This is a genomic window from Mesorhizobium sp. B2-3-15 (assembly GCF_006442875.1).
Taxonomy (GTDB): domain Bacteria; phylum Pseudomonadota; class Alphaproteobacteria; order Rhizobiales; family Rhizobiaceae; genus Mesorhizobium; species Mesorhizobium australicum.
Window position 1 is genome coordinate 109,066 of record NZ_VFVO01000010.1, and the last position, 12,700, is coordinate 121,765.

At 62.4% G+C, this 12,700-nt stretch carries 10 protein-coding genes; 5 read left to right on the forward strand and 5 right to left on the reverse strand.

Annotated elements, in window-relative coordinates:
- Nucleotide 1: 1 nt before the first annotated feature.
- Nucleotides 2-673, forward strand: a complete 672-nt coding sequence (locus tag FJ954_RS20775) for a hypothetical protein (RefSeq protein WP_140662864.1) — start codon at nt 2-4, stop codon at nt 671-673.
- A gap of 147 nt (nt 674-820) precedes the next feature.
- On the opposite strand, the gene FJ954_RS20780 is transcribed toward FJ954_RS20775, so the two are convergent.
- The 4 genes from FJ954_RS20780 to FJ954_RS20795 form a co-directional block, all read right to left on the reverse strand.
- Nucleotides 821-1,843: an esterase-like activity of phytase family protein gene (locus FJ954_RS20780; protein WP_140662866.1), complete on the reverse strand. Its 1,023-nt coding sequence runs from the start codon at nt 1,841-1,843 to the stop codon at nt 821-823.
- Nucleotides 1,840-3,738, reverse strand: a complete 1,899-nt coding sequence (gene cobT / locus FJ954_RS20785; protein WP_140616805.1) for a cobaltochelatase subunit CobT — start codon at nt 3,736-3,738, stop codon at nt 1,840-1,842. The genes FJ954_RS20780 and cobT overlap by 4 nt, the downstream gene beginning before the upstream one ends.
- A gap of 11 nt (nt 3,739-3,749) precedes the next feature.
- Nucleotides 3,750-4,736 carry a cobaltochelatase subunit CobS gene (cobS, locus tag FJ954_RS20790; protein WP_140616804.1) on the reverse strand — a complete coding sequence of 329 codons (987 nt, stop codon included), beginning with the start codon at nt 4,734-4,736 and terminating at the stop codon, nt 3,750-3,752.
- Nucleotides 4,737-4,859: 123 nt separating this feature from the next.
- On the reverse strand, nt 4,860-5,489 hold the full coding sequence (locus tag FJ954_RS20795; RefSeq protein WP_140662868.1) for a J domain-containing protein: 630 nt from the start codon (nt 5,487-5,489) through the stop codon (nt 4,860-4,862).
- A gap of 179 nt (nt 5,490-5,668) precedes the next feature.
- Between FJ954_RS20795 and FJ954_RS20800 the strand changes: the two genes are divergently transcribed.
- Complete coding sequence (locus FJ954_RS20800) at nt 5,669-5,971, forward strand: BolA family protein (RefSeq protein WP_015315504.1); 303 nt, start codon at nt 5,669-5,671, stop codon at nt 5,969-5,971.
- Between the two features lie 41 nt (nt 5,972-6,012).
- On the opposite strand, the gene FJ954_RS20805 is transcribed toward FJ954_RS20800, so the two are convergent.
- A complete protein-coding gene (locus FJ954_RS20805) occupies nt 6,013-7,566 on the reverse strand; it encodes an acetolactate synthase large subunit (RefSeq protein WP_140662870.1) in 1,554 nt (517 codons plus the stop codon).
- A gap of 288 nt (nt 7,567-7,854) precedes the next feature.
- Between FJ954_RS20805 and FJ954_RS20810 the strand changes: the two genes are divergently transcribed.
- From FJ954_RS20810 to FJ954_RS20820, 3 genes are read left to right on the forward strand one after another with little or no spacing between them, the layout of a single operon-like run.
- Nucleotides 7,855-9,804 carry a PrkA family serine protein kinase gene (locus FJ954_RS20810; RefSeq protein WP_140616802.1) on the forward strand — a complete coding sequence of 650 codons (1,950 nt, stop codon included), beginning with the start codon at nt 7,855-7,857 and terminating at the stop codon, nt 9,802-9,804.
- Nucleotides 9,805-9,823: 19 nt separating this feature from the next.
- Nucleotides 9,824-11,137, forward strand: coding sequence for a YeaH/YhbH family protein (locus FJ954_RS20815; RefSeq protein ID WP_140662872.1), 1,314 nt, complete (start codon nt 9,824-9,826; stop codon nt 11,135-11,137).
- Nucleotides 11,138-11,146: 9 nt separating this feature from the next.
- Nucleotides 11,147-12,691: a SpoVR family protein gene (locus FJ954_RS20820; RefSeq protein WP_140662874.1), complete on the forward strand. Its 1,545-nt coding sequence runs from the start codon at nt 11,147-11,149 to the stop codon at nt 12,689-12,691.
- The last annotated feature ends 9 nt before the right edge of the window (nt 12,692-12,700 follow it).

A 12,700-nucleotide genomic window follows, 5' to 3' on the forward strand; every position in this document is an offset into this window, starting at 1 on the left:
CGTGATTCCCTGGATCCAGCTGGACTCCGCGAAAACGCCTGATGGCCAGCAGGAACTGCGGCTGAAACAGCGCGGTTCTGAATTCTCGATCATGCTCGGTACCAACGAGCTGATGAACAGCCGGCTGAGCGGCTCCGAGGAAGCGCTGGCAAAACTGTGCTGCCAGAGGATTGCGGGTCATCGTCGGCCGAGAATCCTGATCGGGGGGCTCGGCATGGGTTTTACGCTGCGCGCTGCCCTCGCCGAATTGGGCGACAATGCCGAGATCGTCGTCGCGGAACTGGTGCCGGCCGTCGTCGCCTGGGCGCGCGGCCCGATGGCCGAGATTTTTGCCGGCTCGCTCGATGATCCCCGCGTCACCATCCACGAAACCGATGTCGGTCAGCTCGTACGGTCCGCACCCATTGCCTGGGACGCGATCCTGCTCGACGTCGACAATGGCCCCGAAGGCATCGTCCACAAGGGCAATGACGCGCTCTACAGCGTGGCTGGCCTCGCCGCCGCACGCACCGCCCTAAGACCGGGCGGAGTCCTGGCCGTATGGTCGCAAGGGCCGGATGCCGGCTTCACGCGGCGGTTGAAACAGGCAGGTTTCGCTGTCGAGGAAGTCAACACGCGCGCCAACGGCAAGCGCGGCGCGCGCCATGTCATCTGGATCGCCACCAACAGCTAGCGGTCCAGACCAGAGCCGTCAGCAGCAGTGTTTGGACCTGTCTGGACTTGTCGAGCTCCGCGCAACCCCTGGCTTGTCAGGGCAGGATTCTCGGAAATGGCCGACGCATAAAAAAATCGCCAATGAGCGTCGCGAAGGGGCTGCCCCTCAATCCTGGTGCAGAATGAATTCCAGATAGAGATTGCGCTGCAGGATCGAGTGGTTGTCGTCGGAGATCAGCGACACCATCAACGCGCCGTCATCCCGGCTCCAGACATCGAGCCCTTCCATATTGTCGATCTGGTAGCCCATGTCGGCTTGCAGCAGCACCGGCCCGTCGGCGACGGCGCCCTTCTCGACGCTCTCTCCATAAATGCGCCGCAGCCGCATCTTGAGGCCGCCCGCCATGGTGAAACTGCGCTCCAGCAGCAAGAGGTCGCCATCCGGTAGGAAGGCGCCGTCGGTGATGTCGAAATCGTCGTTGCGCTTGACAGTGAAGACGCCCCTATGCGGGCCTTCGATAATGGCGGCGTAGATGTTGCCTGATTTGTCGAGGCTCTTCTCCGAGACCACGACCAGGCCGCCTTCATGCTGACCATTGGCATTTGAATGGGTGACTGTCTCGAAGCCGCGGTTCTGCCGCAGCTCCCACGCCGGCACCAGGAAATCCAGCTGCCTGAATGGCGCCTTCATGTTGTCCGGGTCGATCCTGAACTGGGAGACACGGTGGTTGCGCTCGAAACCGACGGTGGCAATGCCGTCCTTGACCGCGAGGCCTTCGGCGTCGACTTCCCATTTTTCGTCGATCGGCTGCCCGCCCTGGTCGGCCATCTGCTGCATGCGAAAATTCTGGATGCCCACGGGGCGCCTGTCGGCATCGCGGGTCACAGTGCCGAAGAACCAGTAACCGGTATCGGCAACACCGATGAAATCGCTGCCGGCTTTCAGAAACCGAAAGGCCGACAACGCGCCGAAATCGCGCGATGGCGAGGTCATTTCCAGCCCACCGACGAATTCGAGCGGACCGAATTGCTTGTCGGCGCGGCCAATGTGGAATTCGGTGATCGGGCGTGCCGAGACGGCGACAGGTTCGACTGGAGCCGAGCCGGCCGAACCTGCCGGAGCCACACCGGCGAGCAGGACGATGGCGGCGAAAAGCGTTTGCCTAAACCCGCCTCGCGAAAAGATCATCCGGCGCGCCGCATGCCGCCGCGACGCGTATCCTTCGCGCTTTCCTCGGCAAACAGCGAAGCCAGTTGCTCGGTCATGGCGCCGGCCAGTTCCTCGGCATCGACGATGGTGACGGCGCGCCTGTAGTAGCGCGTGACGTCATGGCCTATGCCGATGGCCAGCAGCTCGACCGGTGAGCGCGTCTCGATCAATTCGATGACGGCGCGCAGATGCCGCTCGAGATAATTGCCCGGATTGACCGACAGCGTGGAATCGTCGACCGGCGCGCCGTCCGAGATCATCATCAGGATCTTGCGCTGTTCGGGCCGGGCAATCAGCCGGTTGTGGGCCCACAGCAGCGCCTCGCCGTCGATATTCTCCTTGAGCAGGCCTTCACGCATCATCAGGCCAAGGTTGCGGCGTGCCCGCCGCCATGGATGATCGGCGGATTTGTAGATGATATGACGCAGATCGTTGAGGCGGCCGGGGTTCGGCGGCTTGCCGTCCTTCAGCCACTTCTCGCGCGCTTGTCCGCCCTTCCAGGCCCGCGTGGTGAAGCCGAGGATCTCGACCGAGACGCCGCAGCGCTCCAGCGTGCGCGCCAGAATGTCGGCACAGGTGGCGGCGACCGTGATCGGCCGGCCACGCATCGAGCCGGAATTGTCGAGCACCAGCGTCACCACCGTGTCGCGGAACTTGGTGTCGCGCTCCTGCTTGAACGACAACGGCTGCATCGGATCGATGACGACGCGCACCAGCCGCGCCGGGTCGAGATAGCCCTCTTCCAGGTCGAAATCCCAGGACCGGTTCTGCTGCGCCATCAGCCGGCGCTGCAGCCGGTTGGCGAGCCGTCCGACCACGCCCGACAGATTGGCAAGTTGCTTGTCGAGGAAAGCGCGCAGCCGGTCGAGTTCTTCCTCTTCGCAGAGCTCCTCCGCGCCGACCGTCTCGTCGAAAGCTGACGTGTAAACCTTGTAGTCGATTTCCTTCGGCAGATTGGTAAAGGGATTGTCGTTGCGCCTAGCCTCGCCGGGCGTCTCGGCATCGGCATCGTCATCATCGGACAGATCGTCGGCGGTGGCATCGGAGGCTTCGGTCTCGGCCGCCTGCTCGTCGTCGGCCGATGCCTCGGCGTCCTCGGACTGGGACTGCTCGGAGCCGGAATCGTCTTCGCCGCCCTCCTCGCTCTGTTCCTCGCCTTGCGGCTGGTTGTCGTCATTGTCCTCGGAGTCTTCGGTCTCCTGGTCGTCGCCGAGTTCCTCGGCCATTTCCATGGAGGCAAGCATCTCGCGCACGACGCGGGCGAAGGCCTGCTGGTCCTCGAGCTTTTCCGACAGGCCGTCGAGGTCGGCTTTGGCCTTCTCCTCGACCCAGGGCCGCCAGAGTTCGACCAACCGCTCGCCGCTCTTCGGCACCGGCCGGCCAGTCAGCTTTTCGCGCACCATCAGCGCCAGCGCCTCCTCGATGGGCGCGTCGGCCTTGTCCTTGACGTCGACGAGGTTGGCCTTGGTGTATTTGTCCTCCAGCATCGAGCCGATATTATCGGCCACGCCCTGCATGGCGCGGCTGCCGATCGCCTCGACGCGGGCCTGTTCGACCGCGTCGTAGATGGCACGGGCGGCCTTGCCTTCCGGCGCCAGTCTGCTGTGGATGCGCACATCATGGCAGGCGCGCTTCAACGCCATGGAATCGCCGAGCCCGCGGGTAATCGCGATGTCGGACTTCGATGCCTTCTTGGGCAATTCGGGCAGCCGCGCACGGCTGCCCGCCAGCGCCGGCCTGTCCTTGGCGAAGCCGACTTCCATTTCCTTGTCGCCGGCAATGGCGCGCATGCAGACGGTGACGGCGCGCTTGAAGCTGTCGGCTTCAGACCCCGTCTTGGACTTGTTGCGCGTATTGTCGCCCGGACCCGCCATCGAGGCTCTGCTTAGCCCAGCACCACATTGGCCGCGCTCTCGGGCAGATCCTGGCCGAAGGCGCGCTGGTAGAACTCGGCAACCACCGAACGCTCCAGCTCATCGCACTTGTTGAGGAAGGTCAGCCGGAACGCCATGCCGACATCGCCGAAGATCTCGGCATTCTCGGCCCAGGTGATGACGGTACGCGGGCTCATCACCGTCGACAGGTCGCCATTGATGAAGGCCGAGCGCGTCATGTCGGCGACGCGCACCATCTTGTTGACGATGTCCTTGCCCTTGGTGTCGCGATAATGCTTGGCCTTGGCAAGCACGATGTTCACTTCATTGTCGTGCGGCAGATAGTTCAACGTGGTAACGATCGACCAGCGGTCCATCTGCGCCTGGTTGATCTGCTGGGTGCCGTGATAAAGGCCGGTGGTGTCGCCCAGACCAACCGTATTTGCGGTCGAAAACAGCCGGAACGCCGGATGCGGGCGGATGACCCGGCTCTGGTCGAGCAGCGTCAGGCGGCCGGACGATTCCAGCACGCGCTGGATGACGAACATCACGTCCGGACGGCCGGCGTCATACTCGTCGAAGCAAAGCGCGACATTGTGCTGGTAGGCCCAGGGCAGGATGCCGTCGCGAAATTCGGTGATCTGTAGGCCGTCCTTGACCACGATCGCGTCCTTGCCGACGAGATCGATACGGCTGACATGGCTGTCGAGATTGACACGCACGCAAGGCCAGTTGAGGCGGGCGGCGACCTGTTCGATATGGGTCGACTTGCCGGTGCCGTGATAGCCCGACACCATGACGCGGCGGTTGTAGGCAAAGCCGGCGAGGATCGCCAAGGTCGTCGCCTTGTCGAACAGATAGTCGGGATCGACATCGGGCACATGCTCGCTGGTGACCGAGTACGCTGGCACCACCATCTTGGACTCGAAGCCGAATTTCTCCTTCACCGACACCGTCGCGTCGGGCAGGTTGGCGATGTCGCGATCGACCTTGTTCATATCTCTCAACGTCTCCACGGGCGAAACGTCGCGTTTCGCCGGCAATCCATTTTGTTCGGGGGCGGTCTTAGAGCCTTTTCCAACCTTATGAAAGTTGGAAAACGACACGAACCATAGGGTCGCTCAGCACAGGCCCGCCTGTTTGAGCACGCGATAGGCCTGAAGCACATCGCGGAACCGGTCTTCCGAACCTCTGTCGCCGCCATTCGCATCCGGATGGTGACGCCTCACCAGTTCCTTATAGCGCGCCTTGATGTCCTTGCCAGTCGCCTTTGTATCAAGGCCAAGCGTTTCCAGCGCCTTGGCCTCAAGCGGCTTGGCCTTGCGCTCGCGCGCCTCGCGCGGATCCTTCGGTCCCTTGAACAGGTCGAATGGGTCGCGCATGCGGTTGTAATAGCCTGCGCGGCCGGAGCGCATCTGCGCCATGTCGGGCGAGGAACGCGTCGAGGCGCCGTTGACGCCCATTTTCCAGGTCGGCCGGTGGCCGGTCATCGCTTCCTTCTGGAAGCGCGCCACCTCGGTGTCCGGCACGCCGGAGAAGTAGTTGAAGCCCTTGTTGTACTCACGCACATGGTCGAAGCAGAAGCGGAAATACTCGCCCTCCTTCATGCGCCCGACCGGCGCGCGATGCGTCCCAGCCTCCTTGCAGCCATCCCACTGGCAGATCGGCGCGTGCGCCTTCACCTCCGCGTCCTTGTCGGGGCGGACGCGAATCTTCTCGAAATATTTGGGATACGGCTTCATCTCACCCATTTATGGGGCGTTCGCAGATGCGAAACAAGAATTGACATTTTCGCGATGATCGCCCTAACCGCTGAATCGCGGCTTAAAGCAGGCGGATGACCGATTTTGTTGCGCGCCAACGGCCCGGCGAAACCTATTTCGGGTTTTCACGGCGGCGCGCCAACCATATGTGGTGAAGGGAGAAGACGATGTCCATACAGGCGACCATGGAAGACAAGCTCAACAAGGCATTTTCGCCCGAGCGGCTGGTCATCCTCAACGAAAGCCATCTTCACGCCGGCCATCATCATGTGGAATCCGGTCACCACGCTGAGTTCGATGGTACCGGCGAGACACATTTCCGTGTCCGCATCGTCTCGGCGAATTTCGTTGGCATGAGCCGCGTTGAGCGCCACCGCGCCGTCAACGAACTGCTGGCCGACGAGTTGAAGGCGGGCGTTCACGCGCTGGCTATCGAGCCCGCGGCGCCTGGCGAACAGACCCGCTGGTAAGCCAAGTCTCCGAGCTGGCTCTGTAGCTCGTCTCGCGCTGCTCAGATTATCGCTTCGATCAGGAATGGCCCGCGCCGCGACAAGGCAGCATCGAGCAGCGCGTCGAACCGCTCGCAGGTGTCGGCACGCGCCGCCTCCACGCCCATGCCTTTGGCCAGCGACACCCAGTCCAGCGCCGGATGGTCGAGGTCGAGCATGCGCCTCGCATTTTCGCCGATCGCGTTCACCCCGACATTGCGCATCTCGCCATGCAGGATCGCATAGGTGCGGTTGGAAAAGACGATCGTCACCACGTCGAGCTTTTCCCGCGCCTGCGTCCACAGGCCCTGCACCGTGTACATGCCGCTACCGTCGGCCTCCAGATTGATCACCTTGCGGCCGGGACAGGCGATCGCCGCGCCTGTCGCCAGCGGAATGCCGCCGCCGATCGACCCGCCCGTGCCCATCATGTAGTCGTGCGGCGCGGCAAAGGCCGACAGCGCGAAGAAACGTCGCGCCGAAGTGACGGCCTCGTCGCAGACGATCGCGTCGCCCGGCAGCTTTTTGGCGACGGAGAGTGCAATGGCATCTTCCGTCAAACTGCCGGTTGGCGTTGCTTCCTCGGGAAAGGCGCTTGCAACCAACGCCGGTTGCGATTGCTTGACGCCCAGCTCGTCGCGAAGCGCCTCCAGCGCCGCATGCAGATCCTGACCATGGGCGGCGAGCGTCAGCACCTGGCAATCGTCACGAACAAGCCTTCCCGGTTTTCCCGGATAGGCGAAGAAGGCGACCGGCTCCTTGCCGCCGACCAGCACAAGGACATCGATATCCCTGAGCGCTGCCGTCGCCGCGTCGACCGGATAGGGAATGCGCGTCGGCGCGACGCGCCCGCGCCCGCGCTGCATACGCGCGATCAAAACCTCGCTGAACAGCCTGACATCGCAGGCCGCTGAAATCTGGCCGGCGATCTCGAGGGCATCGGCCCGCGCCGCCCGTCCCCGAACGATCATGCCGGCGCGCCCGGGAGCGGCACGGATCGCGGTAGCCACCGCTCGCACGGCGTCGATGTCGACGGCTGGCGGCGATGCGAGTTCCACCTTGCCGGGCGAAACCGGGTCGGCGTCGCCCCAGGCCGCGTCCGCCGGCAGGATCAGCGTGGTGACACCCGGCGGTGTCAGCGAGGCGCGAAAGGCCGCCTCCGTGGCCGGTTGGACATCGGCGGGCCCTCCGATGCGGCGCACCCACTTCGACATCGGCGCCGCCAGCCCCTCGATATCGCTGGTGAGCGGCGCGTCGAGCGGCAGATGGTAGGAGGCATGGTCCCCGACGATATTGATCATCGGGCTGAAGGCGCGCCTTGCATTGTGCATGTTGGCCAGCCCATTGGCGAGGCCCGGGCCGGTGTGCAGCAGCGTCGCGGCGGGACGATCGGTCATGCGCGCATAGCCGTCGGCCGCACCCGTCACCACCCCCTCGAACAGGCCGAGCACGCAGCGCATCGCCGGCTTGCGGTCGAGGGCCGCGACGAAATGCATTTCGGATGTGCCGGGATTGGCGAAGCAGACATTCACGTCATTGGCCAACAGCACGTCGCACAGAACATCGGCGCCATTCATGCGAATTTTCTCCCATTCACGAAGAGCAATTGCACCCGCGGATATCGGCACGGCAATATCCCGCCGCCGTTTTTGGCATGATCCAGCCACGGAATGGGCGAGCGACGGTCGGCAGGATCAGGCGACCGTCGATTTCAGGAACGCTGGCGCGGCGGCGTTCGGCGCATTGCCATCTCCGCCGAAATCGCGGTTGATGGACGGCCATTCGGGCCGGAGCGACGGAACAAACAATGCCTTCCCGCAGTTGAATATGCGAGCCCCATCAGAATGGCTCCGAAGGCAACGATCATGCGTGAGAACCAATCCGACGTCTTCCATCTCTTTTCGGAAATTTATGCGAACGCCGCCCAGGAAGAGATAAGTCTCCAGCAATATCTGCTCGCCTGCCGCGAGGACAAATCGATGTATGCCTCGGCGCCGGAACGAATGGTCGAGGCGATCGGCGAGCCAAACCTGGTCGACACCAGCAAGGACGAGCGGCTAGGCCGTATCTTCTCGAACCGGACCGTCAAGATATATCCCTCCTTCTCCGACTTTTACGGGATGGAGGATACGATCGAGCGCATCGCCGGATATTTCCGCTATGCCTCCCAGGGCCTCGAGGAGCGCAAGCAGATCCTCTACCTCCTGGGTCCGGTCGGCGGCGGCAAATCCTCCTTGGCCGAACGGTTGAAGAAATTGATGGAGGAGCGCCCGATCTACACGCTGAAGGTCGGCAACCAGATCAGTCCGGTTTTCGAATCGCCGCTTGGCCTGTTCCACCCCGATCGCATGAGCGATCTCCTGGAGGACAAATACGGGATAGCCCGGCGCCGCCTGAACGGACTTATCTCGCCATGGGCGGCCAAGCGCCTCGACGAACTGTCCGGCGACATTTCCAAATTCAGCGTGGTCAAACTGATGCCGTCGCGGCTGCGCCAGATCGGCATCGCCAAGACCGAGCCTGGCGACGAGAACAACCAGGACGTCTCGGCCCTGGTTGGCAAGGTCGACATCAGGCAATTGGAAAATTTCAGCCAGTCCGACCCCGACGCCTATTCCTACAGCGGCGGACTGAACCGAACGACGCAAGGCCTGCTCGAATTCGTCGAGATGTTCAAGGCGCCCATCAAGGTGCTGCATCCATTGCTGACGGCGACCCAGGAAGGCAGTTACAACGGCACCGAGAATTTTGGTGCCTTTCCCTACCAGGGCATCATCGTTGCCCATTCCAACGAATCCGAGTGGCAACAGTTCAAGAACAACAAGAACAATGAGGCGTTTCTCGATCGCATCCTCGTGGTCAAGGTGCCGTATTGCCTGCGCATCACCGAAGAGAGGCAGATCTACGAGAAGCTGCTGCGCGAGAGTGAATTGGCCGCCAGCCCTTGCGCGCCCGAGGTGTTGGACATCCTCAGCCGGTTCAGCGTCTCGACCCGCCTTGCCGAGCACGACAATTCGCCGCTGCACACCAAAATGCGCGCCTATGATGGTGAGAACCTCAAGGAAGTCGACCCGAGGGCGAAGTCAGTCCAGGAATATCGCGACGCCGCCGGCGTCGACGAAGGCATGACCGGCGTCAGCACGCGCTTCGCCTTCAAGATCCTGTCGCAGACGTTCAACTACGATACCAACGAGGTCGCGGCGGACCCCGTGCATCTTATGTACATCCTGGAAGAAGCGATCAAACGGGAGCAGTTTCCGAAGGAGACGGAAGCCGCCTATCTCGAATTCATCAAGTCGGAACTGGCCGCCCGTTACGCCGAGTTCATCGGCCACGAGATCCAGAAGGCCTATCTGGAATCCTATAGCGAATATGGCCAGAACCTGTTCGACCGCTACATCGCCTATGCCGATGCCTGGATCGAGGACCAGGACTACAAGGACCCCGACACCGGCCAGATCCTCAACCGCGAGGTGTTGGACAACGAACTGTCGCAGGTCGAAAAGCCGGCAGGCATCGCCAATCCGAAGGACTTCCGCAACGAAGTGGTGAAGTTCACGCTGCGTGCCCGGGCGCGCAACCATGGCCGCAACCCTTCATGGACGAGCTACGAGAAGCTGCGCGAGGTCATCGAAAAGCGCATGTTCGGCCAGGTCGAGGATCTCCTGCCGGTGATCAGCTTCGGCTCCAAGCAGGATAGCGTCACCGAAAAGCGGCACAATGAATTCGTCCAGCGGATGGTGGAGCGCGGCTATACGGAACGGCAGGTGCGCCGGCTGGTCGATTGGTACATGCGGGTGAACAAGGCGGGCTGAGAGCAGTCCGAATGGTTGCATGCCGATCTTTATCGACCGCCGCCTGAATCCGAAGGACAAAAGCCTTGGCAACCGCCAGCGCTTTCTCAGGCGTGCCCGCGAGGAGCTCAAGCGCAGCATTCGCGATCAGATCCGCGCTGGGCGGATCGCCGACGTGGACGCGGAGCACGTCGTGCCGATGCCCGAAAGAGGCACTGGCGAGCCGACCTTCAACGACGCCAGGGACACCGGCCGGCGCCGGCACATCCTGCCGGGCAACAGGCAATTCTCCCAAGGCGACCTGATCCCCAAGCCCGGCCAGGGCGGAGGCATGGGCGGTTCGTCACCGGGAAAAACCGCATCCGAGGACGACTTTCGTTTCGTGCTTTCGCGCGAGGAGGTGCTGGATCTCTTTTTCGAGGATCTCGAACTGCCCGACCTGGTCAAGCTCAACCTCAAGGAGATCCTTGCCTTCAAGCCGCGCCGGGCGGGTTTCGCCGCCACCGGTTCGCCAACCAACATCAACGTCGGCCGCACGATGCGCAACAGCCACGGCCGCCGCATTGCGCTCAGGCGTCCCAAGCAAGCGGCGGTCGACGCGATCATGCAGGAACTCGCCTTGCTGGAGGCCGCACCGCCTGATGCTCAAACGCACGAGCGCGTCGTGGCGCTCAAAGAAGAGATCGAGCGGCTGGAGCGCCGGCGCCGGCGGATTGCCTTCGTCGACCCGGTCGACATCCGGTTCAACCGCTTCGATCAGCGCCCGGTGCCGAATGCGAAAGCGGTCATGTTCTGCCTGATGGATGTGTCGGGCTCGATGGGCGAGCGCGAGAAGGACCTGGCCAAGCGCTTCTTCGTGCTGCTGCACCTATTCCTGAAGCGACGTTATGAACGCACCGAAATCGTCTTCATCCGCCACACGCACGAGGCGCAGGAGGTGGATGAGGAAACCTTCTTCTACTGCACGCAAAGCGGTGGCACCGTCGTTTCCACCGCGCTCGAGGAGATGCATCGCGTCATCGAGCAGCGTTACCCCGCGAGCGAGTGGAACATCTACGCCGCCCAGGCCTCGGACGGCGACAATTTCGCCACCGATTCCGAGCGCTGCATCGCCCTGCTGAACGGCAAGCTCATGCGCCTGTGCCAGTATTTCGCCTATGTCGAGATCATCGACGAACGCGAGAGTCACATCTTCGGCGCGACTGAAAACGGGACGTCGCTCTGGCGAGCCTACAGCGCCATCGAATCGAACTGGCCGAACTTCCAGATGAGCCGCATAGCCACGGCCGCCGATATCTATCCTGTCTTTCGTCAGCTCTTCGCCAAACAGCCCGCGCTCAGGAAGAGCGCCTGAGGGGAAACCATGGCCAGGACAGCCAGCAAACCGGGTTTGCTCTTTTCCGGATCCGACTGGGACTTCCAGAAATTGTCGCACGCCTACGACGCGATCGCGGCAATCGCCATCGAGGAACTCAAGCTGGACACCTATCCGGTGCAGATGGAAATCATTTCCTCGCAACAGATGCTCGACGCCTATTCATCGGTCGGCATGCCGCTGATGTACCGTCATTGGTCGTTCGGCAAGCATTTCCTGTACCAGGATTTTCTCTACCGCAAGGGTGGACGGGGCCTGGCTTACGAACTGGTCATCAACTCCAATCCCTGCATCATCTACCTGATGGAGGAAAACACCATGGCCTTGCAGGCCCTTGTGACGGCGCATGCCGCGCTCGGACACAATCATTTCTTCAAGAACAATCATCTGTTCCGGCAGTGGACCGACGCCGGGGGGATTCTGAGCTATCTGGAGTTCGCCAAGGGCTACATTGCCCGATGCGAGGAGCGGCACGGACTGTCGGCCGTGGAAAGCATTCTCGACTGCGCCCACGCGCTGATGGAACAAGGCGTGTTCCGATACCACAGGCCGCCAAAGCTGTCGTCGGAGCGGCAGCGTGAAGGGCTGCGCGAGCGCCTGGAATATGAAGAACGTTCCTACAACGACTTGTGGCGCACGCTGCCTCCCTCGCAGGACAGCAGCAAGAACGAGAAGAAGGATGAAGGCTTGGCGGAGCGGAAGAAATCGCTCAACCTGCCCGAGGAAAATCTGCTCTATTTCCTCGAGAAGAACAGCCTTGTCCTGGAGCCCTGGCAGCGCGAGATCATCCGCATCGTGCGTATCGTCGCGCAGTATTTCTATCCGCAGCGGCAAACGCAGGTGATGAATGAAGGCTGCGCCACCTTCGTGCACTACACCCTCATGAACGCATTGTTTGACCGCGGCCAGATCAGCGAGGGCGCCATGCTCGAGGTCCTGCGCAACCATTCCAATGTGATCTTCCAGCCGGCCTTCGACGACCCCCGGTTCTCCGGTATCAACCCATACGCGCTCGGCCTCGACATGATGCAGGACATACAGCGCATTTCGACCGCGCCGACGGCGGAGGACCGCGACTGGTTTCCCGACATCGCGGGCCGCGGTGACTGGCGCGATGTGCTCCTGGACGCCTGGGCCAACCACCGCGACGAATCCTTCATCCGCCAGCACCTCAGCCCAGCCCTGATACGGAAATGGCGAATGTTTGTCCTCGCCGATCAGGCCGACGACGCCCATTACGAGGTGGCCTCGATCCACAATGAGCGCGGCTACCAAAAGATACGTGCCGCGCTGGCCCAGAGCTACGACATCGGCGCGAGCCGGCCGGATATCCAGGTGGTGGATGTCGACCTGCTCGGTAACCGGCATTTGCGGCTGCAGCACAAGGTGAAGGAGGGCGTACTGCTCGACAGTGGCAGCCGCGACGCGACCCTGCGCCATGTCCGAAGCCTCTGGGGCTATGAGGTCAGCCTCACTTCGGTCGACGCCGAAACCGGTGCGACGCTCAGCGAACGGTCAAGCAATGACTGTTGAATTTCCGCC